The sequence below is a fragment of the Sphingomonas sp. genome (assembly GCF_042096255.1).
Taxonomy (GTDB): domain Bacteria; phylum Pseudomonadota; class Alphaproteobacteria; order Sphingomonadales; family Sphingomonadaceae; genus Sphingomonas.
Genome location: NZ_JBELLZ010000030.1, coordinates 12,771 through 34,479, shown reverse-complemented (window position 1 = coordinate 34,479; position 21,709 = coordinate 12,771). Strand labels below are relative to the sequence as shown.

The window sequence follows — 21,709 nt, the reverse complement described above, 5'->3', positions numbered from 1 at the left end:
TGCGGCCGAGCGTCGCCGGGCCGACCGGCACGGTGATCTGCGCGCCGGTGTCGGTGACGGTCTGACCGCGGGTCAGGCCCTCGGTCGAGTCCATCGCGATGGTGCGTACGGTGTTCTGGCCGAGGTGCTGCGCGACCTCCAGCACCAGCCGGTTGCCGTTGTTGCTGGTCTCCAGCGCCGACAGGATCGCCGGCAGGTGGTTGTCGAACTGGACGTCGACCACCGCGCCGATCACCTGCGCGACGCGGCCGACATTGTTGCTGCCCGATACGGCGGGGCGATCCTCAAGGACGGTGGCCATGATGTGCTTCCTTGCCTTCTAACTCGTCGAGCCAGTGGCGAACTGGCAGCTCTTTGTCACTTGGTCCCAACGGCCGCCGCCGTCGAGGCATCTATCGATCTTTACTTCTGCCGAGATCCAGAGCCCTGCCGCAATCAGCGCCACCAGCGCAATCGGGAGCAGGGTGCCGAACCGAAGCGTCAACTACAGCGCTTCCGCGCCCGAGATGATCTCGACCAGCTCGGTGGTGATCGCCGCTTGGCGGGCACGATTGTACTGGATGGAGAGCCGCTTGATCATGTCGCCGGCGTTGCGGGTGGCATTGTCCATCGCAGTCATCCGGCTGCCCTGCTCGCTTGCCGCATTCTCCAGCAGCGCGCGGAAGATCTGGATCGCGACGTTGCGGGGCAGCAGCTCGGCGAGGATCGTCTCCTCGTCGGGCTCATATTCCACCACCGCGCCGCCGTCGTTGGAGAGCTGCGGCTCCGACCGGTCGATCGCGACCGGGATGATCTGCTGGCCAACCGGCTCCTGCACCAGTGCCGACTGGAACTTGGCGTAGAACAGGTGCGCGACATCGAACTCGCCCGCCTCATAGCGCGCGATCAGGTCGTCGGCGATCGCGCGAGCGTCGTCGAAGGCGACGGTCTTGACCGTGGACAGGTCGTGGTCCGCGGCGATCCCTTCCGGATAGAAGCGGCGCAACACGCGGCCCTTCTTGCCGGCGAGATAGAAGCGCACCGTCTTGCCGGCGCGCTCCAGCTCATCGGCCTTGCGGCGCGCGGCGCGGACGATGTTGGTGTTGAACGCGCCCGCCAGGCCACGCTCGGAGGTGGCGACCACCAAGAGGTGGACCTGGTCGCGCCCCGTGCCGGCGAGCAGCTTGGGCGAGGATTCGCTCAGCGTCACCTTCGAGGCGAGGCTCGCCATCACCGCGCCCAGCCGCTCGGCATAGGGGCGCCCGGCCTCCGCCGCCTCCTGCGCGCGGCGCAGCTTGGCGGCGGCGACCATCTTCATCGCCTTGGTGATCTTCTGCGTCGACTTCACTGAGCCGATGCGGATCTTGAGGGCTTTAAGCGATGCCATTCAGCTTCCCATCGTCACCCCGGGCTTGACCCGGGGTCCCGCTGCCTTTCGGCCACCGCTGAGAAAGCGGGACCCCGGCTCAAGGCCGGGGTGACGGGTGTGTGTGTTACCGTCCAAGTACCTTACGCAAACGTCTTGGCGAAGCTGTCCAGCGCCGCCTTGAGCCCGCTCTTCGCCTCGTCGCCGAGGTCGCGAGTGTCGCGGATCTTGGCGAGTACGCCGGCATGATCCGAGCGCAGGTACGCCAGCATCGCCGCCTCGTAGCGGTTCACGTCCGCCACCGGGATGCTGTCCAGATAACCATTGGTGCCCGCGAAGATCGAGGCGGTCTGCTCCTCGAACGGCATCGGCGAGAACTGCGGCTGCTTGAGCAGCTCGGTCAGCCGCGCGCCGCGGTTGAGCAGGCGCTGGGTGGAGGCGTCGAGGTCCGAGCCGAACTGCGCGAACGCCGCCATCTCGCGATACTGCGCCAGCTCCAGCTTGATCGAGCCGGACACCTTCTTCATCGCCTTGGTCTGCGCGGCCGAGCCGACGCGGCTCACCGACAGGCCGACGTTAATAGCCGGGCGGATGCCCGCGAAGAACAGGTCGGTCTCCAGGAAGATCTGGCCGTCGGTGATCGAGATCACGTTGGTCGGGATGTAGGCCGAAACATCGCCCGCCTGCGTCTCGATGATCGGCAGTGCGGTCAGCGAGCCGCCGCCGTTCGCGTCCGACATCTTGGCGGCGCGCTCCAGCAGGCGGCTGTGCAGGTAGAACACGTCGCCGGGGTACGCCTCGCGGCCCGGCGGACGGCGCAGCAGCAGCGACATCTGGCGATAGGCGACCGCCTGCTTCGACAGGTCGTCATACACGATCAGCGCGTGCATGCCGTTGTCGCGGAAATATTCGCCCATCGCGCAGCCGGTGTAGGGCGCGAGGAACTGGAGCGGCGCGGGATCGGACGCGGTCGCGGCGACGACGATGGAATAGTCCATCGCGCCCTGCTCGGTCAGCGTGCGGACCAGCTGCGCGACGGTGGAGCGCTTCTGCCCGACCGCGACGTAGACACAGTAGAGCTTCTTGCCCTCGTCGTCCGACTGGTTGACCGTCTTCTGGTTGATGAAGGTGTCGACGGCGACCGCCGACTTGCCGGTCTGGCGGTCGCCGATGATCAGCTCGCGCTGGCCACGGCCCACCGGCACCAGCGCGTCGATCGCCTTGAGGCCCGACTGCATCGGCTCGCCGACGGACTGGCGCGGGATGATGCCCGGCGCCTTCACCTCGACGCGGCTGCGCTTCTCGGCGACGATCGGGCCCTTGCCGTCGATCGGGTTGCCGAGCGCGTCGACGACACGGCCGAGCAGGCCCTTGCCGACCGGCACGTCCACGATCGTGCCGGTGCGCTTGACGGTGTCGCCTTCCTTGATCTCGGCGTCCGAGCCGAAGATCACGACGCCGACATTGTCGGCCTCCAGGTTGAGCGCCATGCCCTGCACGCCATCGGCAAACGAGACCATCTCGCCCGCCTGGACATTGTCGAGGCCATAGATGCGCGCGATGCCGTCGCCGACGCTGAGCACCTGCCCCGTCTCGCTGACGGTCGCCTCGGTGCCGAAGCTGGCGATCTGGTCCTTGATGACCTTCGAAATCTCTGCGGCGCGAATATCCATGGAAATCAGCCCTTCATCGCGCTGGCAAGCGCATTCAAACGGGTACGGATCGAGCTATCGATCATCTGGGAACCGATGCGGACGACGAGGCCGCCGAGCAGGTCCGGATCGACCGACAGGTCGACCGAGACCTCGCGGCCGACGCGGCTGCGCAGCGACTGCTTGAGTGCATCGACCTGCTCGCCGTCGAGCGGGTGCGCGCTGGTCACTTCCGCGGTCACCTCGCCGCGGTGGCGGGCGGCAAGCAGGCGGAAGGCGCGGATGATCGCGGGCAACTCGCCCAGGCGGCGGTTGTGGGCGAGCACGCCCAGGAAGTTGCGGGTGACGGGATCGACGCGCAGTTCGTCCGCGGTGGCGAGCACCGCCTTGCCCGCGGCCTCGCGCGCCACCACCGGCGAGGTGGTCAGCGCCTTGAAATCGTCCGACTGGTCGAGCGCGGCGCGCACCTTGGCGAGGCTGGCCTCGACCGTTTCGATCGCCCGGCCCTCTTCCGCCAGGTCGAAGAGCGCGGTGGCATAGCGGCCGCCGAGGCTCGCCTGGATGCTGCCGATACTGCCGCTGGAGCTATCCACGCGATTCGGATCCCCGTCCAAAAATGGTTAGGCCCAGGCGGCATGGATGGCGCGCGTGCCCCCGCACCGCCGCATGGCTTGGCCGGCGCGTAGCAAAGGGGTAACCGGAGTGCAACTGCACATGAATGGAGGGCTCGCGATGGGGACGATGGAGCGAATGGCGATGGCGGACGGCGCGGAGATCGGCGTCTATCACGCTGTTCCGCAAGGCGAACGCCGCGGCGGACTGGTGCTGGTGCAGGAGATTTTCGGCGTCACCGATCATATCCGCGACCTGGCCGACGAATATGCCGCCGACGGTTACGAGGTGCTCGCGCCCGCGCTGTTTGATCGCGAGCATCCCGGCTTCGAGGCGGACTATACCGGCCCGGACTTCGATCGCGCGATCGAGCTGGCGCGCAAGCTCCACCCGTTCGATCAGTCGCTGACGGACGTGCAGACCTGCATCGATGCTTTGCGCGATAAGGGGCCGGTGTTCGTGGTCGGCTATTGCTATGGCGGCTCGGTTGCCTGGGCGGCGGCGACGAAGCTGGACGGGGTCGCCGCGGCCAGCGCCTACTACGGCTCGATGATCCCCAGGTTCGCCGAGGAAGCCGCGCCGCGCGCGTCGGTCATCGCCCATTTCGGCCGTCACGATCACGGCATCCCGATGGAGGGCGTCGAAGCGGTGATCGCCAAGGCATTCCCGACCGCCGAGGTGTTCGTCTATGAGGCCGGCCACGGCTTCAACTCGGACCGGCGCAAGGACTATCACGAGCCCAGCGCCGACCTTGCCAAGGAACGCACGCTGGCGCTGTTCCGGGCGAACGGCGGCTAGGCCGGGTCCAGCACGAACCTGCGCCGGCGGACCCCTATCCGGCGGGCGTCGGCTCCGTCTTCGCTTCGCCCTCGAACACCGCCAGCGCCGCGGCGCCGTCGCCGCCGTCAAGCGCCGCCAGCGCCTTGGCGGCCGGGTTGTCCGGCGGGAGGTGCGGATTATAGGCGAGCGGCCCCAGCGCCTTGCGTGCCGCCTTCAGGTCTCCGTCGCGGATCAGCTGGCGCGCGGCGAGAAAGCGGACGCCATCGTCCTGCGGCACCAGTTCGAGCGCGCGGTGCAGCCCCGCCACCGCCGATGCCACCGGTGGCCGGCCCTCGCGCTCGAAGCTGGCGTAGAACAGGACCAGCGGATAGGCATAATCGGGATCGAGCCTGTTGGCGCGAATGATCAGGCTGCGCGCCGCCTTCCACTTCTCCGGGTCCTTCTCGGCCTGCGCCATTGCCACCAGCGCCTTGTAGATCAGCGCCTGCGCCGAGCGCGGGTCGGCGGCGATCGCGCGGTCCGCGGCGGCATCGGCAGCGGCGTGCTCCCCGGCATCGAAGGCGATCTCGGCGAACCAGCCCTGCACCACCGGATCGTTGGGAAATCGCGGCGCCACTGCCGCCGCCTTGCGGTAGAGCGATGCCGCGGTCTCGCGGTTCACCCCGCGGGTGGAGACGAGCCGGAACGGGATCATTGCCTCCGCCCCCGGCGACAGGGCGGCCACCTGCACCACCGGCTCGGGCACCATCGACAGGTCCAGCACCATGCCGGGGATGCGCGACTGGCGGACGTAGCGGTTGAGCGTCCTGTCCAGCTCCTTCAGATCGCCGAACGCTTCCGTCGCCGCCTTCAGGCTGGGCGTGCCGCTGTTGAGAAGGTCCAGATAGCGCTTGAACTTCGCCCGGCGCGCTTCGTCGAACATGATCCAGTGGGTCATCAGCCAGCCGCGGCCGTAGAGCACGTCCATCTGCTCGGGCGACAGCTTCCTGCGGCTGCCCGGATCGAACAGCATGGTCGCCGGCATCTCCGGTCCCGTGAACAGTCCGCGCCCGCGGTGCTGCGCCGCGACGCCGATCGTCACCTTGTCCTTGATCGTCATCGTCGAGACGAACTCGGCATAGCCCTCGCTGAACCAGGCGGGATAGGCGACCGCATAATTGCCCAGCAGGAAATGGTGCGCATATTCGTGGAACAGGATGGTCTGCGCACGCATCGCGCCGTCGTAGCCGCCGGCGGTGCGACGGGGTGTGAAGGCGACCGACCCGCTCGCCCGCCCGTCGTAGAAGCCCGCGACATTGGCGCACTTGCCGCACAAGCGCTGCACCGCGCCGACGTCCGACACGACATACACGGTGACCTTGTTGGACCGCGCACCCTCTGCATCGCGCATGGCGTGGAACAGCCGGACAAAGCCGTCGAACCGCTCGAGATCGACGGCGAGCTTGCGCACCTCCGCGGCGGAGGCCTCCTCATAAACGACGAAATGGGGCGTTTCCGCCCTCATCCACTCCGCCGCCGCCGGCGGCGCGAGCAGCAGGCCGCAAGCGATCGACAGCAGACCGCGCCAGTTCATCTCTTCCCCCGAGCCCCATTCCGCGGCGCGCAGCTTATCGCGGGCGCGGCGTTGGGGAAGGCCCTATTGCATCCGACCCCGCGCCTGCACCGCTGCCCGGCGCGCCTCCACCGCTTCGGGCGTGACCGCCCGGTTCGCGGCCGAGGAGCGTTGGTGCTCCAGCACCATCGCGTCGCCAAAGGGCAGCGCGAAGCCGTCGTCGATCAGCCTTTTATAGTCGGAGATGAAGGCGGCATCGGCCGAGGCGATATCCGCCGCCAGCGTCCGCGCAGCCGGCAGCAGCTCCACCGCAGGGACCACCCGATTGACCAGGCCCCAGCGCTCGGCCGTCTTCGCGTCGAGGAAGTTGCCGCTCAGCGACAGCTCCTTGGCGCGCGCGATACCGATCAGCCGTGACAGCTTCTGACTCAGTCCCCAGCCGGGCATTACCCCCACCCGCGCATGCGTGTCGGCGAAGCGCGCATTCTCGCTGGCAAGCAGGATGTCGCAGGCGAGCGCCACCTCGAACCCGCCGGTGATCGCCACGCCGTTGATCGCGCCGATCACCGGCTTGCGACACAGCTCGATCGCCTTGACCGGGTTCTCGTCCGCGCCCTCCGCGTTCGCGGAGCCGAGCGCGCCCGGCTCACTGCCGAGTTCCTTGAGGTCCAGCCCGGCGGTGAATGCCCGTTCGCCTGCCCCGGTCAGCACCACTGCGCGGACGCTCTCGTCCGCATCCAGCGCGATCATCGCCTCGTAGAGCTGGCGCCGCAGCGCCTTCGACAAAGCGTTCATCGCCTCCGGCCGGTTCAGCGTCACCGTGGCAACAGCGTCCACGATCTCGACCAGCACCAGCGTCATCGGTCCTCTCCTTTGAAAGCAAGCCGTGGGATGCCCACGTGCTGCCGGGAGGGTAGAGCAGCCGCATGACCGATGCCATTCATCCGGACACCGCCTGGGCCGCTTTTGACGCGCGCGACCGCGCGTTCGACGGCCGGTTCGTGGTCGCGGTGCGCACCACGCGAATCTATTGCAAGCCAAGCTGCGCCGCGCGGCACCCCCGCCGCGAGAACGTCGCCTTCTATCCCGATCCTGCGCGCGCGCGCGCGGCGGGCTATCGCGCGTGCCTGCGCTGCCGCCCCGACGAAGTCGGACGTGACCGTATCGCCGTGGCCGCGGCAACCGCGCTGATCGAGGCGGCGGAGGCGCCGCTGCCGTTGGAGGCGATGGCGGCGCGCGTCGGCTATGCCCCGCACCATTTCCATCGGCTGTTCAAGCGCGCGACCGGCGTCACCCCCGCCGCCTACGCTCGCGGCGTCCAGGCGAAGCGCGCCGCCCAAGCGCTGGAAGACGGCTCCAGCGTCACGGAGGCGGTCTATGCCGCGGGCTATTCCGCGCCCAGTCGCTTCTACGATCAAGGCGCGCCCCGGCTCGGCATGGCGCCCAGCGCCTGGGCACGCGGCGGCGCGGGCGTGGCGATCCGCTGGACGTTGGCGGCGACCAGCCTCGGCCCTCTGCTGGTCGCCGCCACCGACAAGGGGCTGTGCCGCGTCTCCTTCGACGAGGACGAGGCCGCGCTGCTCACCCGCTTCCCCAATGCCGAGGTACGGCCGGCCGATGCCGCGCTGACCGCCCTCGCCGCGCAGGTGGTCGCCGCGGTGGAATCCCCGGGCCAGGATGCGGACCTGCCGCTGGACGTGCGGGGCACCGCCTTTCAGGAGGCGGTGTGGCAGGCGTTGTGCGCGATCCCGCCGGGCGAGACGCGCAGCTATGCCGCGCTGGCCGCCGCAGCAGGGAAACCGAAGGCGGTGCGCGCCGCCGGATCGGCGTGCGGTGCCAATCCCGTCGCGGTGGTCGTTCCCTGCCATCGTGCGCAGCGGGCCGACGGCAGCCCGGGCGGCTATGCCTATGGGCTAGAGCGGAAGCGGGCACTGCGCCGCCGCGAGGGAAGTGGCTAACGCGCCGGTTAGGTAAATATCAAGCGTTCGGCCCTAGGCCCCGTCCCCGACTATGAGGGACGTGGGCATGAGCGCGTTTGGGCGGCGTAACGGCATCAGCGGCGGATCGCGCCCGGGGTTCGGGGTGGCGCGGCCGATGCAGGGCGGACCGCGCGCCGAGCCCGGCGGCGAGCAGTTCCCGCCGCTCGACAGCGTCGCGCTGCCGGGCGAGATCGATGGCGAGGGCAGCATGCCCGGTGTCGCGATGGATGCGATGCAGCGCCTGGCCGACCGCCAGAACGCCAGCGGCGAGGCCGGCAGCAGCCGCGTCGAGGGTTTCGAATCCTCCATCCACAAGATCAAGGAACAGGTCCTTCCCCGCCTGCTCGAGCGCGTCGATCCCGAAGCGGCCGCCACGCTCGGCAAGGACGAGCTTGCCGAGGAATTCCGCCCGATCATCGGCGAGGTGCTCGCCGAGTTGAAGCTGACTCTCAACCGCCGCGAGCAATTCGCGCTGGAGAAGGTGCTGGTCGACGAGCTGCTCGGCCTCGGCCCGCTGGAGGAGCTGCTCGCCGATCCCGAGATCAGCGACATCATGGTCAATGGCCCCGAGCAGACCTTTGTCGAAAAGAAGGGCAAGCTCCAGCTGGCGCAGATCAGCTTCCGCGACGAGGAGCATCTCTTTCAGATCGCGCAGCGCATCTGCAACTCGGTCGGCCGCCGCGTCGATCAGACCACGCCGCTGGCCGACGCGCGCCTCAAGGACGGCTCCCGCGTCAACGTCATCGTACCGCCGCTCTCGCTGCGCGGCACCGCCATCTCGATCCGTAAATTCTCCGCCAAGCCGATCACGCTCGATATGATGGCGGGCTTCGGTTCGATGAGCCCCAAGATGGCGACCGCGCTCAAGATCGCGGGCGCGTGCCGATTCAACGTCGTCATCTCGGGCGGCACCGGCTCGGGCAAGACCACCATGCTCAACGCCCTGTCGAAGATGATCGACCCGGGCGAGCGCGTGCTGACCATCGAGGACGCCGCCGAGCTCCGCCTCCAACAGCCGCACTGGCTGCCGCTGGAAACCCGCCCCGCCAACCTGGAGGGCCAGGGCGAGATCTCCATCCGCGACCTCGTCAAGAACGCACTGCGTATGCGGCCGGACCGGATCATCCTGGGCGAGATCCGCGGCAGCGAGTGTTTCGACCTGCTCGCCGCGATGAACACCGGCCACGACGGTTCGATGGCGACGCTTCACTCCAACTCCCCGCGCGAGTGCCTGGCGCGCATGGAGAACATGGTGATGATGAGCGACATCAAGGTGCCCAAGGAAGCGATCAGCCGCCAGATCGCCGATTCGGTGGACATGATCATCCAGGTAAAGCGCCTGCGCGACGGCAGCCGCCGCGTCACCAACGTCACCGAGGTGATCGGCATGGAGGGCCCGGTGATCGTCACCCAGGAGCTGTTCAAGTTCGAATATCTGGACGAAAGCGCCGACGGCAAGATCATCGGGGAATACCGCTCGATGGGCCTCCGCCCCTACACGCTGGAGAAGGCCAAACAGTTCGGCTTTGACCAGGCTTATCTCGAAGCCTGCCTCTGAACTCTACCGCGTGTTAACCACCGCCCGGTTAGCGGTGTCTCGATAACATCTCGACGGAGCCGTCCCGCTTGACCGACCTTCCCGCCCCCGGCTCGATCAGCCCGACCATAGACATCGCCGCGCGGCTGCGGGTGTTCGACTTCGACGGATCGCTTGCCAGCGCCAGCCGGGACGTCTGGGCCGTTCTGGAACCGGATATCCGCTCGGTTGCGGAAGCCTATTGGAGCCAGTGGCGCCGCAGCTTCGGCGACCAGCGCAGCTTCGCCACCGGCGATACGGAGCGGATGATCGATCTGGGTTGCGCTTTCCTGCGACAGCGCTTCTTGGAGACCAATGGGCGCGGCTGGATCGATTCGATCGAGCGCTCGGTGGCGGCGGCCTATACCGCGGGCGTCAGCAAGACCGCGCTCCTGTCGATGATCTCGGCCAGCGACCGGGCTGCGCTGGAGGTGATGATGCGCCGGATGAGCCGGGACGAGCCTCGGCTGACCAGCATGATCGACACGCTTATGCGGCTGTCCGCGCTCGAATGCGAGGTGACGGTCGCGATCTACGCCGCCTATAGCGACCATTCGAACCGTGTCGCCCGCGACCGGCTGGCGAACGACTTCCACCACGGCATCGCCGCCACCGTGGAGGATGCCACCCGCGACGGCGGCGCCCTGCGCGTCCAGGCGTCGGGCGCGTCCGCCTCGGCGCGCGGTATGATCGGCAAGGCCAGCGAGGTCGCCGCCGCCGCCGAGCAGTCCGCACTCGCGATGCGCGAGGCCGCCACCACCGCCGCCGGCCTGATTCGCGCCATCGAAGACGCGCGCGCCGAGGTGGAGGTCGCCGCGGGCATCGCCCAGCGCGCCAGCAGCCAGGCGGGCGAGGCGACCAGCACCTCCGAGGCGCTGTCCGACCACGCCAAGTCGATCGAATCGATCCTGGGCCTGATCCGCGACATCGCCGGCCAGACCAACCTCCTCGCGCTCAACGCCACGATCGAAGCGGCGCGCGCGGGCGATGCCGGCCGCGGCTTCGCGGTGGTGGCGCAGGAGGTGAAGAGCCTCGCCAACCAGACCGCGCGCGCCACCGACGACATCGCGGGCAAGATCGCCGCGATCCAGGCCGCCACCCGCGGCACCGTCGATGCCAACGCCTCGATCGCGGTCACCATCGGCGAAGTCCATTCCTCGGCCGAGCGGATCCGCCATGCCATGGAGGCGCAGGCACAGACCGTCACCGCGATCACCGCGGCGGTGGACGAGACGGCGCTCGCCGCCGATTCAATGTCCGGCACCATTGCCGCGATCCGCGCCGACACCGAGACGGTGGCGAGCGAGATCGACCGGGTCGGCGCCGGCTTCTCCCTGCTTGACGATCGCCTCGGCAGCCTCAAGCAGCGCGCCGGCGACTTCGCGGGCAAGGTCGCGGCCTGATCGGTGGTCGCGCCAGCGCCATTGTCCGGATGGACCGGTGAGGAGCGCAGCGCGCGCGAGATCGTCCGCGACTATGATTGGGACGGCACGCTCGCCGACATCCTGAGCGAGATCTGCTTTCAGATGACGCCAGACGACTGGCGGGCCATCGCCACGACCTTCTGGACGCATTACCTCGCTGCGCCGGCCTCTGCGCATCTGCGCCCGATGCTCGGCCCCGAGAGGCTGGAGCGGCGCATCGCCCGCTCCACCGAATACGTGCAGGCGATCTACGCCCATCCGTTCGAAGATCGCTGGTGCCAGATGGCGCATGTCCATGCTCGCGATTCCTATGCTGCGGGCGTTCCGCTGCCGGTGCTGCTTCATGCCCTGGCGGCGGCGCACAGCCACGCGATCCTGCGGGTCGCACCGCGAGTGGCGGACATCGCGGTGTTCGCCCGCTTCGCCGATGCGGTACAGCGCATGGCCCTCGCCGAGGCCCAGGTGATGGCCGCCTATCTCGCCCGTGCCGACGCGGCCCGCGCCCAGGCCGACCGCGCCGCGCATGCCGCCGCCTTCCACGACCGGATCGCAGTGGCGATCGACGGCGCCGCGGCAATGCAACAGGAAGTCCGCGGCCATGCCGAGCAGGCGACCGGCTCCGCCCATCATGCGGTGGCGCGCGCCAGCGAGGTCGCGGTTGCGGCGGACCAGTCCGCCACCGCGATGCGTCAGGCGGCCGCTACGGCCGCGGGGTTGATCTGCGCGATCGACGAGGTGCGCACCGGCGTCGGCAGCGCAGCGGAGACGGCGCAGGACGCCGCCGCACAGGCCGAAGAGGCGGCGACGCTGTCAGATACGTTGGCGGAGCACGCCCGCTCGATTGAATCGATTCTCCAGCTGATTCGCGACATCGCGGGCCAGACCAACCTCCTCGCGCTCAACGCCACGATCGAGGCGGCGCGTGCGGGGGATGCAGGCCGCGGCTTCGCGGTGGTTGCGCAGGAAGTGAAGAGTCTCGCCGGCCAGACCGCGCGCGCCACCGACGACATCGCCGCGCAGATCGCCGCCATTCAGGCGGCGACCCGCGCGACCGTGACGGCCAATGCCGCGATCCGCGGCACGGTGGAACGGGTACGCCTGTCCGCCGACCAGATCCGCCGCACCGTGGAGGGCCAGACCACCACCGTCACCGCGATCAGTGCATCGATCGACCAGACGGCGATGACGGCCGAGGCGATGGCCGGAACCATTGCGGAGGTGCTGCACGAGACGGGCCGGGTCGCCGCAGAATTCGACATGCTGATCCAGCACGGCGCCGCGATCGGCGACCAGATCCGGGAACTGCAACAGGCCGCCGAGACCTTCGCACAGGACGTGGCCTGACTCGACCCAGGTCGCTATGCGGCGGGGCATGACCATTCTCGTCACCGGCTCCAGCCGCGGCATCGGCGCCGCCATCCACGCCGCCTTCACCGCCTGCGGCACGCCCGTGCTCGGCCATGCCACCAGCGCGTCGGACGAGCGGATCGCCGCCGATCTCGACCAGCCCGGCGCCGCTGCGGCGCTCTGGCAGGCCGCGCTCGACCGGCTGGGCACGGTTGACGTGCTGGTCAACAACGCCGGCGTGTTCGAGTCCAATCCGCTCGACGGCGACGATGCCGACTGGCTCGCCGGGTGGGAGCGGACGATGCGGATCAACCTCACCGCCTCGGCCGAACTGTGCCGGCTCGCCGTACTTCACTGGCAGGCGCGCGGAGCCAAAGGAGACAAGCGGGGCGGCCGCATCGTCAACGTCGCCAGCCGCGCCGCCTATCGCGGCGATAGCCCCGCCCACTGGCATTATGCCGCCTCCAAGGCGGGTATGGTCGCAATGACCAAGACGATCGCGCGTGCCTATGCCGCGGAAGGCATCCTCGCCTTCGCCATCTGCCCCGGCTTCACCATGACCGGCATGGCCGAGGACTATCTGGCCAGCCGCGGCGGCGACAAACTGCTGGCGGACATTCCGTTGGGCCGGGTCGCCATGCCCGAGGAAGTGGCCGAGATGGTCCGCTGGTGCGCGCTCGATGCCCCCGCCTCCATGACCGGCGCGGTACTGGACGTGAACGGCGCAAGCTATGTCCGCTAGCCTGCTGCTGCTCGCGGCGGCCGCCGATCCCGCGGCCTGGGTGTCGGCGTGCCGGGGGCATGGCGGCTGGACCGATCCGGCGCCGCCCGTCCGCATCGCCGCGGACGTCTACGATGTCGGCACCTGCGGCATCACCGTGCTGCTGGTTCGCACGCGTGCGGGGCTGGTGCTGATCGACGCCGGCCCGGCCGCCGCCGCGCCGCTGGTCGAGCGCAACATCGCCCGCCTCGGCTATCGCCTGCGCGCCGTGCGCTACATCCTCAGCGGTCACGAGCATCACGACCATGCCGGCGGCTTTGCCGCGCTCCAGCGGCGCAGCGGCGCCATCCTGGTGACCCGCGCCGCCGGGCGCGCCGCGATCGAGAGCGGCCGGCCCGATCCGGCCGACCCGCAGGCGCGCTCGCTCGATCCGTTCCCGCCCGCACGGGTCGGCCGCACGGTGGCGGACAGCGGGACGGTCAGGCTCGGCGGCGTGACCTTCACCGCCGTCGCGACGCCCGGCCATTCGCCGGGCGCGACGAGCTGGACTTGGCGGACCTGCGACCGGTCCGGCTGCCCCACGATCGTCTATGCCGACAGCCTGACCGCGGTAAGCGCCCCCGGCTACCGGTTCTCCGATCACCCTGCGCAGGTCTCGACGCTGCGGGCGTCGATCGCCAGGGTGGCGGCACTGGACTGCGATCTGCTGATCACGCCGCACCCCGGCGCCAGCGGGCTGGCTGATCGTCTCGCCGGCCGCGCGCCCTTGGTCGATCGCACGGGCTGCCGTCGCTATGCGCAGGATGCCGCCGCGGGACTGGATCGCCGCCTTGCCGAGGAGCGCGCCCGATGAGCTGGAAAGTCACCCTGCCCTGCACCCGCGCCGAGGCGGAGGCGATCGACGCCGCCGACGACGTGGCGATCGAGGCGGTGCTGATGACCACCGAGGAGGTGGAGGATGATGTCGAACGCTGGCGTCTCGACGCCTATCTGGACGACGCGCCCGATGCGGCGATGATCGCCGCCATCGCTGCGCTCGTGCCCAGCGCCGCGGGGGTACAGCCCGTGGTCGCGCCGATCACCGACGCCGACTGGGTGGCGATGAGCCAGGCGGGGCTGGAGCCGATCCGGGAAGGCCGCTTCGTGGTCCACACCTCCGTCCACCCCGGCAACGCGCCGCCGGGCGGGCGCGCCTTCCTGATCGACGCCGGGCAGGCATTCGGCACCGGGCACCACTTCACCACCGCCGGGTGCCTGAAGATGCTCGACGCGCTGGCGGAACGGCCGGTGACCAATGCGATCGATCTCGGCACCGGCACCGGGCTGCTCGCCTTCGCCGCGCGCCACCTTTGGCCCGACGCGGCGGTGATGGCCACCGACATCGATCCGATCGCGGTGAAGGTCGCCGAGGAGAATGCCGCGCTGAACGACATCGAGCGCGTGGCGATGCTGGTCGCCGACGGTACCGACGATGCCGCTATCGCCGCCGCTGCGCCGTTCGACCTTGTCATCGCCAACATTCTGGCCGGCCCGCTGATCGCGATGGCGCCGGAGATCGCCACGGTCGCCGCACCGCACGCCGCCATCGTCCTCGCCGGGTTGCTCGCCACCCAGGCCGATGCGGTGATCGCCGCCTATGCCGCGCAGGGCTGCCGGGCGACCGCGCGGGACGATCGCGGCGATTGGACGATCCTGTGCCTGGCGGCACCGGCGCAACGGATCGCGGCCTCGGGACCGATGGGCGACCGGGGAGCCTGGGCCGGCGACCGCTAGCCATCCGTCAACCGTCGCCCTACCTTCGCCCCCGAGGAGAGACGATGTAGCATGGCCGCCGTCGATTTCGCCCCGATCCTCACCACCGTTGCAGAGACGATTCAGACCGCGATCGCCCCGGTGTTCCTGCTGGCCGGGATAGGATCGTTCCTCAACGTCCTCACCGGCCGCCTGTCGCGCGTCATCGACCGCGCCCGCGCGATCGAGGAGCGGCATCTCGCCGATCCGCCCGACATGCGCGGCCATTATGCCGACGAGATGCGGCTGATCGACCGGCGCATGGTGGTGATCAACCGCGCGCTGATGCTGGCGGTGACCAGCGCGGTGGCGATCTGCGTGGTGGTGGCGATGCTGTTCGTCGCCGAGCTGTTCAAGTGGCGCAGCGGCCGCGAGGTCGCGGTGGTGTTCATCTTCGCGATGGCGATGCTCACCGCCGCCTTCTTCGCCTTCGCGATCGAGGTACGGCTGTCGCTGCGCGTCACCCGCGTCCGCCATGCGCTGATCATCGAACAGCTGAAATGACCGCGCTCAAGATCGCCGGAAGCGTCCTGCTGTTCCTGGTGGTGGCGCTGTGCCTCGCCATCGCGCTGGCGCCGCGCTTCCTGGACCGCATCTATTATCGCGGGCCCGCCAGCGACCATTTCGACGGCGCCCGCTTCTTCAATCCGAGCGGCGAGGAGGAGACGTTCCGCGTCCCCTCCGGCGGCAGCCGCGCGGGCTTCTTCTGGCGCTACCTTACCGGCAGCGACGGCCGGCCGCCGTGGCCTGACCGTGTCGCGGTCACGCAGTCCAAACCCGAGCCGCGCGTCGCGGGCGACCGGATGGTGGTGACGTGGGTTGGCCACGCCACCGTGCTGATCCAGACGCAGGGACTCAACATCCTCACCGATCCGGTCTGGTCGGAGCGGACCGGGCCGGTCGGCCGCGGCCCACGCCGAGTCGCCGTGCCCGGTATCCGCTTCGAGGACCTGCCGAAAATCGACCTCGTACTGGTCAGCCACAACCATTACGACCATCTCGACAAGGCGACGCTCCGCCGTCTTTGGCAGCGTGACCGGCCGCGCATCGTCACCAGCCTCGGCAACGACAGCGTGATCGGCCAGGTCGGCGCCGAGGCGACCGCGCTCGACTGGGGCGAGCGGCTCGAGGTCGCGCCAGGCGTCGCGGTGACGGCCACCCGCAACCATCACTGGGGCAGCCGCTGGTTCTCGGACCGCAATCGCGCGCTCTGGTCCAGCTTCGTCGTCACGCTTCCCTCCGGCGGCAACCTGTTCTTCGCCGGCGATACCGGCATGGGCGACGGTCTATGGCCCGCCGAGGCCGCCGCGCTCGGCCCGATCCGGCTCGCGCTGATCCCGATCGGCGCGTTCCGCTTCGTCCCCGGCCAGATGGCGAGCGGCAGCCACATCGGCCCGCTCGACGCGGTGCGCGTGTTCGACCGGCTGGGCGCCTCCTTCGCGCTGCCGATCCACTGGGGAACGTTCCGGTTGAGCTACGAGGGGCACGATACGCCGCCGAAGATGCTCGCCGAACTGATGCGCTGTGCGGGCGAGCCGCAGCGGTTCGCGCCGGGCGTGATCGGGCGGGGCGTCGAGGTGCCGGCGTACAGCGCGCCGGGACGGATCGACGAGGCGGCCCTGGCGCGCTGTGCCGAGAGCGAGGCGATCAAGGCGCTGCTTTGACCGCCGGGGTCCACCGGGCGGCAAGAGCCTCCGCAAGGCCCAAGGCAGTCCCTTGCGGCTCCGTGGACCCCGGCACAGGGCTGGGGTGACGAGCAGCGCCGCCTACCGCATCGGGTCGATCAGATACTTCTCGCCCGTTGCCTTGCGCTCATATGCGCGCAGCACATCAGGGCTAAGCGCCTCGGCCAGCCCGATCGTCGCGGTATAGCCACTGGCGAAGGTAGTGGTCAGCTCGTCCACCACGCGCTGGCGCATGCGGCCGACCACCTCGCGCCCCGCCTTGGTCATGAACGGCGTCAGCAGCCAGCCCGAGACGCTCCACTGGAAGCCGAAGCTCAGCCGGTTGAGCATGGTCGGCGCCAGGTCCAGCGCGCCATAGATATAGAGCTGCTTGAACTGGTCCGAGCCGTAGCGGCTGTATTCGGTCATGTTGCGCACCGCCGCGGCCTCCATCGCCTGGACGATGTCGCTGCCCGATTTCCCGCCGCCGATCGCGTCAAAGGCGACAGTCGCACGCGTCTCGGCGATCGCATCGACCAGTCGCTCGCGGAAGTCGTCGGCGCTGCTGTCGAGCACATGGGCGGCACCTATGCCACGCAGGATTTCCGCCTGCTCCGGCTTGCGGACGATGTTGACCAGCGGGATGCCGTCGGCGAGGCAGATCTTCTGGAGCATCTGCCCCAGATTCGAGGCCGCGGCGGTGTGGACGATCGCCTTGTGCCCCTCCGCTTTCGCGGTCTCGACGAAGCCCAACGCGGTCAACGGGTTGACGAACATCGCCGCCCCGTCAGCCGCACTCGCCCCCTCGGGCAGCGGCACGACGTCGCGGGCCTTGAGCTTGCGATATTGCGTATACATCCCCCCGCCGAGCATGCCGACGCGCTTGCCGACCAGCTGCGACGCATCCGCCCCCGCCGCGACCACCGTGCCCGCGCCCTCGTTGCCCACCGGCATCGACTGACCCAGCCGCGCCTTGATGCCGGAGAGCCGCCCCTCGGGAATGGCGAAGGTAAGCACTGGCCGCTCCGCGCTGCCGCCCGCCTGCATCGTGGAAACGTCCGCTGGGCCGAGCAGCAGGCCGAGATCGGAAGGGTTGATCGGCGCGGCCTCGACGCGGACGATCACCTCGTCCGCGGCGGGATCGGACACGGTGATCTCCTCCAGGCTCAGCGTCAGCTCGCCGCCTTCGGTCGCCTCGGACCGCAGTTCCAGCCCGCGATACTCGTCCGCCATATGCCGCTCCTCTCGATTGGTTTGGGCGGGGTTGTGGGGAGCGGGAGCCGGCGGGTCAACCGACAGGAACTCCCCTCCCTGCAAGGGAGGGGTCGGGGGTGGGTGGAGTGCTCGCGATACGGCTTCGTCACCGCCGGCCCATCCGTATCGCAGTTCCGCGATTCATCCCCAGCCCCTCCCTTCCAGGGGAGGGGAGCAGCTTCCCTCACCCCACCTTCAACAACTCCAGCACCGCTGCAGTCATCGCCGTCGCGCCGGTCACCACCACCGGCTCCGGCGACACCTTGAACAGGGGCGAATGGTGCGAGGGCACCGGCGGCCCGCCCGCCGCGGCCGCATCGAACGCCGCCTGCGGCGTGCCGCCGACCGAGAAATAATAGCCCTTCACGCCTGTATCCGGCTGGACGAAGGCGGCGAAATCCTCCGCGCCCATGCCCTTCTGCTTGAACGGAATCACCCGCTCCTTCCCCAAGGTCGCTTCCATCACCGCATTGAGCCGGCGTGCCAGCGCGGCGTCGTTGATCGTCGTCGGCGTACCCTCGATCACCGTCACGCGCGGCATCTTGTCCGCGGGCATCCCGTTCATCACGCCGACGCCCTGTGCGACGCGCTTGATTCCCGCGATCAGCTTGGCGCGCGTCTCCTCGTCATTGGCGCGCACCGTCACCTGCAGCTTGGCCTCGTCAGTGATGATGTTGTGCTTGAGGCCCGAGTGAAAGCTGCCGACCGTGATCACGCCGGGATCGAGCGGCATCCGCTCGCGGCTGATCAGCCCTTGCAGCGCGATCACGATCTGCGAGGCCATGTAGACCGGGTCCTTGCCCATGTGCGGGCTCGCCCCGTGCGCGCCGATCCCCGGCACCACGATGTCGACCGAATCGGACGAGCTGTACTGGATGCCCTCCGATGCGGAGACGGTGCCCGCCAGTCCTTCCGAATTGCTGTGATAGGCCAGCGCGTACTGCGGCTTGGGGAAGCGGGTGTAGAGCCCGTCCTTGATCATCGCCTTCGCCCCGCCGACCCGCTCCTCCGCGGGCTGGGCGATGAACACCACCGTCCCCTTCCAACGGTCCTTCATCGCCGCCAGCCGCCGCGCGGTGGCGAGCAGGCCGACGATGTGCGTGTCGTGCCCGCAGGCGTGCATCACCGGCGCCTCGACCCCGTCGACGCCCACTTGCCGCGCCTTGCTCGCCATCGGCAGCCCGGATTTCTCCTCCACCGGCAGCCCGTCCATGTCGGCGCGCACCAGCACCACCGGCCCCTCACCGTTCTTCAGCACGCCGACAACGCCGGTCTGGCCGACCTTTTCGGTCACCACCATGCCGGGCACCTTGCGCAGTTCGGCCGCCATCCGCGCCGCGGTCTTGAACTCGCGGAAGGACAGCTCGGGATTGCGGTGGAACTCCTCCCAAAGCTTGCCGAGATCGCGATCGTAGTCCGCCTTGATCGCGGCAGCATAATCAGGAGCGGCGAGCGCAGGTGTGGCCGCGGTGAGCAGCGCGGCGGCGATGATGTGGCGCATGTGTTTCCCCTTTTCGGGGGAGCTTAGCCGCAAGTTCCGCTTTTGCGACATTCCTTTTCCTCCCCTGCAAGGGGAGATGTCAGCGCAGCTGAACGAGGGGTATCACCCCATCGAGAGCGCGATACCCCTCCGTCACGCGCTTCGCGCGCGCCACCTCCCCTCGCAGGGGAGGATTGCCCGTATCGCGAGGCCAGACGCGCTCACCCGAACGTGCGCGCCAGCCCGTGGTACAATTTCTCCCGGCACACCTGCGTGCTCGCCCAGTCGGCCAGGAAGGCGGCGGCGAACATCGGCAGCATCAGGCCGCGGCTGCCCGTCGTCTCGGAAAGGATGATTACCGCGGTCAGCGGCGCGCGGACCACCCCGGCGAAATAGGCGACCATGCCCAGGATCACCACCGCGCTCGCCGGGCCGGAGGGGAAGACCAGGCTCAGCAGGTTGCCCACCCCCGCCCCCACGGCCAGGCTGGGCGCGAAGATGCCGCCGGGCAGGCCTGCCACCGCAGTCGCCAGCGCGGCGACGAACTTGGCGGGGCCGAACCACCAAGGCGCGTCCACCCCCAGGATCATCGCGCGCGCGGGCGCATAACCGGTGCCCCAGGTCAGCCCGGTGGCGATGCCCAGACCCGCCACCACCAGCCCGCAGGCGAAGGCGAAGGCGATCGGCCGCCGCTTCGCCACCAGCAGCCAGCGGTGCGTGCCCTGTGCCACGGCCAGCATCATCCGCGCGAACAGCCCGCCCGCGGCACCGCCCGCCAGACCCGCCACCGGCGCCACCACCAGCGCGCTCGCCAGCGGCATATGCGCGCCGATCGCGCCGAAATACAAATAATCGCCTGCCAGGGATTGGGCGACCATGCCCGCCACCACGATCAGCGACAGCACCAGCAGGGTCACGCGCTGCTCATAGGCCGAGGCGAGCTCTTCGATCGCGAACATCACGCCCGCCAGCGGCGTGTTGAACGCCGCCGCCACGCCCGCCGCTCCGCCCGCGATCACCACCGACGGGCGCAGCGCGACGTGCATCACCCGGTGGCTGACGCCCATGATCGCCGCGGCGAGCTGCACCGTCGGCCCCTCGCGTCCGACGCTGGCGCCGCACAGCACCGCGGCGATCGTCAGCACCGCCTTGGCCGCGACGGTGGCGGGCGCGATCAGGCCCGAGACGCCGAGGTCGCGCCGCTCGCGCGCGGCGATCACCTGCGGGATGCCCGATCCGCTCGCCAGTGGCGCCCAGCGGCGCGTGACCCAGACGAGCGCGGCGAAGCCGAGCGGCGTGGTGATCAGCGGCAGCCAGCGGTTCGCGCGAGCATAGCGCTCGAAGATCACCCCCGCTTCGTCCGAAGCCTGCGCGAACAGCACCGCGACGATACCGACCGCGATCGCCCCGGTCAGGATCGCGACGCGGCTGCGGAAGCGGAGCGACGTCGGGCCGGTGGCGCGCAGCAAGGCACGGGAGCGGCGCGCGGTCCAGCGGCGTGGCCGGCGGGCAGGAGGTGAATCGGGCACCCGAGGCTTCCTAGTGTCGAACAGCCCGATGCCCAACCTCTGTCACCCCGGCCTTGCGCCGGGATGACGTGGATTCAGTCCACGAACGCGCGCTCGATCACATAGCGGCCGGGATTGGCGTTCGATCCCTCATCCAGCCCCGCCGCTTCCAGCAGCCCCGCGGTCTCGCGGATCATCGCGGTGGAGCCGCACAGCATGACGCGGTCGGTCTCGGGATCGAACTGCGCCGGCCCCTCGCCGCCCGCAAACAGGCGACCGTCGGCGATCATGTCGGTGATCCGGCCCGCGGTCGGGAACGGCTCACGCGTCACCGTCGGCAGGTAACGCAGCTGCGCCGCCGCTTCCTCGCCGATCAGCGGGTCCTCCGCCAGCTTCGCGGACAGCTCCTCGTGATAGGCAAGATCGCTCACCTGCCGCACGCCATGCACCACGATCACCTGCTCGAACCGCTGGTACACTTCGGGATCGCGGGTCAGGCTCAGGAAGGGGGCGAGGCCGGTGCCGGTGGACAGCAGCCACAGCCGCTTGCCGCCAAGCAACGCGTCGCACACCAGGGTGCCGGTGGGCTTCTTGCCCATGTAGAGCTGGTCGCCGGGCTCGATCCGCTGAAGACGGCCGGTCAGCGGCCCGTCCTCCACCTTGATCGACAGGAACTCGATCTCCTCGCTCCACGACGGGCTGGCGATCGAATAAGCGCGCATCACCGGCTTGGCGGGCCTGCCGCTCGCCGCCTGCTCGGCGGTCTCGATGCCGGGCAGGCCGATCATCACGAACTCGCCCGAGCGGAAGCGGAAGGAGGCGGGGCGATCCACCGCGAAGCTGAACAGGCGATCGTTCCAGTGCCGCACCCATTTCACCGTCACGGTCTGGAAGGCGGCATTGTCGGGGATCAGCACGGGCGCGCGGGTATCGGTCAAACGGGAAAACTCCTGCGGGAACGGCAGGCAGATAGGGAGACGTGGGGCCATTCCTAGAGCTGCGATCGGGTCGCAATATGCGCGGG

The 21,709-nt window shown here is 69.4% G+C and carries 19 protein-coding genes and 1 pseudogene; 10 read left to right on the top strand and 10 right to left on the bottom strand.

All coding sequences use genetic code 11. From position 1 onward, the window contains the following. The 4 genes and pseudogenes from ACFDTH_RS07870 to ACFDTH_RS07855 all read right to left on the bottom strand — a co-directional run. A pseudogene (locus ACFDTH_RS07870) lies at nucleotides 1–301 on the bottom strand (F0F1 ATP synthase subunit beta); the annotation flags it as partial. 183 nt (nucleotides 302–484) lie between these two features. Further along, nucleotides 485–1,366 (bottom strand): F0F1 ATP synthase subunit gamma, encoded by an 882-nt coding sequence (locus ACFDTH_RS07865; RefSeq protein ID WP_375286981.1) that lies wholly within the window; start codon nucleotides 1,364–1,366, stop codon nucleotides 485–487. Between the two features lie 122 nt (nucleotides 1,367–1,488). Then, on the bottom strand, nucleotides 1,489–3,018 hold the full coding sequence (atpA, locus tag ACFDTH_RS07860; RefSeq protein WP_375286980.1) for a F0F1 ATP synthase subunit alpha: 1,530 nt from the start codon (nucleotides 3,016–3,018) through the stop codon (nucleotides 1,489–1,491). 5 nt (nucleotides 3,019–3,023) lie between these two features. Continuing rightward, nucleotides 3,024–3,590, bottom strand: a complete 567-nt coding sequence (locus ACFDTH_RS07855) for a F0F1 ATP synthase subunit delta (protein ID WP_375286979.1) — start codon at nucleotides 3,588–3,590, stop codon at nucleotides 3,024–3,026. Between the two features lie 139 nt (nucleotides 3,591–3,729). Here ACFDTH_RS07855 and ACFDTH_RS07850 point away from each other — a divergent pair, with 139 nt between their 5' ends. After that, nucleotides 3,730–4,407: a dienelactone hydrolase family protein gene (locus tag ACFDTH_RS07850; protein ID WP_375286978.1), complete on the top strand. Its 678-nt coding sequence runs from the start codon at nucleotides 3,730–3,732 to the stop codon at nucleotides 4,405–4,407. 34 nt (nucleotides 4,408–4,441) lie between these two features. On the opposite strand, the gene ACFDTH_RS07845 is transcribed toward ACFDTH_RS07850, so the two are convergent. Both ACFDTH_RS07845 and ACFDTH_RS07840 read right to left on the bottom strand, forming a co-directional pair. Then, nucleotides 4,442–5,962, bottom strand: coding sequence for a hypothetical protein (locus tag ACFDTH_RS07845; protein ID WP_375286977.1), 1,521 nt, complete (start codon nucleotides 5,960–5,962; stop codon nucleotides 4,442–4,444). Nucleotides 5,963–6,025: 63 nt separating this feature from the next. After that, nucleotides 6,026–6,802, bottom strand: coding sequence for an enoyl-CoA hydratase (locus ACFDTH_RS07840; protein ID WP_375286976.1), 777 nt, complete (start codon nucleotides 6,800–6,802; stop codon nucleotides 6,026–6,028). Between the two features lie 65 nt (nucleotides 6,803–6,867). Between ACFDTH_RS07840 and ada the strand changes: the two genes are divergently transcribed. The 9 genes from ada (at nucleotide 6,868) to ACFDTH_RS07795 (ending at nucleotide 16,443) form a co-directional block, all read left to right on the top strand. Beyond that, on the top strand, nucleotides 6,868–7,899 hold the full coding sequence (ada, locus tag ACFDTH_RS07835; protein ID WP_375286975.1) for a bifunctional DNA-binding transcriptional regulator/O6-methylguanine-DNA methyltransferase Ada: 1,032 nt from the start codon (nucleotides 6,868–6,870) through the stop codon (nucleotides 7,897–7,899). Between the two features lie 67 nt (nucleotides 7,900–7,966). Beyond that, nucleotides 7,967–9,478: a CpaF family protein gene (locus tag ACFDTH_RS07830; protein WP_375286974.1), complete on the top strand. Its 1,512-nt coding sequence runs from the start codon at nucleotides 7,967–7,969 to the stop codon at nucleotides 9,476–9,478. A gap of 68 nt (nucleotides 9,479–9,546) precedes the next feature. Then, entirely contained in the window at nucleotides 9,547–10,899 is a 1,353-nt protein-coding gene (locus ACFDTH_RS07825; RefSeq protein WP_375286973.1) for a methyl-accepting chemotaxis protein, read from the top strand. A 21-nt stretch (nucleotides 10,900–10,920) separates the two neighbouring features. Next, nucleotides 10,921–12,264 (top strand): methyl-accepting chemotaxis protein, encoded by a 1,344-nt coding sequence (locus tag ACFDTH_RS07820; protein WP_375286972.1) that lies wholly within the window; start codon nucleotides 10,921–10,923, stop codon nucleotides 12,262–12,264. A 28-nt stretch (nucleotides 12,265–12,292) separates the two neighbouring features. Continuing rightward, a complete protein-coding gene (locus ACFDTH_RS07815) occupies nucleotides 12,293–13,009 on the top strand; it encodes an SDR family NAD(P)-dependent oxidoreductase (RefSeq protein ID WP_375286971.1) in 717 nt (238 codons plus the stop codon). After that, complete coding sequence (gene bla / locus ACFDTH_RS07810; protein WP_375286970.1) at nucleotides 12,999–13,841, top strand: subclass B3 metallo-beta-lactamase; 843 nt, start codon at nucleotides 12,999–13,001, stop codon at nucleotides 13,839–13,841. The genes ACFDTH_RS07815 and bla overlap by 11 nt, the downstream gene beginning before the upstream one ends. Then, nucleotides 13,838–14,761, top strand: coding sequence for a 50S ribosomal protein L11 methyltransferase (locus ACFDTH_RS07805; RefSeq protein ID WP_375286969.1), 924 nt, complete (start codon nucleotides 13,838–13,840; stop codon nucleotides 14,759–14,761). The genes bla and ACFDTH_RS07805 overlap by 4 nt, the downstream gene beginning before the upstream one ends. A 51-nt stretch (nucleotides 14,762–14,812) precedes the next feature. After that, entirely contained in the window at nucleotides 14,813–15,283 is a 471-nt protein-coding gene (locus ACFDTH_RS07800) for a DUF2721 domain-containing protein (RefSeq protein WP_375286968.1), read from the top strand. Then, nucleotides 15,280–16,443: an MBL fold metallo-hydrolase gene (locus tag ACFDTH_RS07795; protein ID WP_375286967.1), complete on the top strand. Its 1,164-nt coding sequence runs from the start codon at nucleotides 15,280–15,282 to the stop codon at nucleotides 16,441–16,443. The genes ACFDTH_RS07800 and ACFDTH_RS07795 overlap by 4 nt, the downstream gene beginning before the upstream one ends. Before the next feature lie 102 nt (nucleotides 16,444–16,545). On the opposite strand, the gene ACFDTH_RS07790 is transcribed toward ACFDTH_RS07795, so the two are convergent. The 4 genes from ACFDTH_RS07790 to ACFDTH_RS07775 form a co-directional block, all read right to left on the bottom strand. Beyond that, nucleotides 16,546–17,676 (bottom strand): zinc-binding dehydrogenase, encoded by a 1,131-nt coding sequence (locus ACFDTH_RS07790; RefSeq protein ID WP_375286966.1) that lies wholly within the window; start codon nucleotides 17,674–17,676, stop codon nucleotides 16,546–16,548. Between the two features lie 205 nt (nucleotides 17,677–17,881). Then, complete coding sequence (locus tag ACFDTH_RS07785) at nucleotides 17,882–19,198, bottom strand: amidohydrolase (protein ID WP_375286965.1); 1,317 nt, start codon at nucleotides 19,196–19,198, stop codon at nucleotides 17,882–17,884. 200 nt (nucleotides 19,199–19,398) lie between these two features. Beyond that, nucleotides 19,399–20,706, bottom strand: a complete 1,308-nt coding sequence (locus ACFDTH_RS07780) for a chloride channel protein (RefSeq protein WP_375286964.1) — start codon at nucleotides 20,704–20,706, stop codon at nucleotides 19,399–19,401. 74 nt (nucleotides 20,707–20,780) lie between these two features. Continuing rightward, the gene (locus ACFDTH_RS07775; protein ID WP_375286963.1) at nucleotides 20,781–21,674 is read right to left on the bottom strand and encodes a ferredoxin--NADP reductase; all 894 of its coding nucleotides are present in this window, start codon (nucleotides 21,672–21,674) and stop codon (nucleotides 20,781–20,783) included. Nucleotides 21,675–21,709 lie beyond the last annotated feature (35 nt).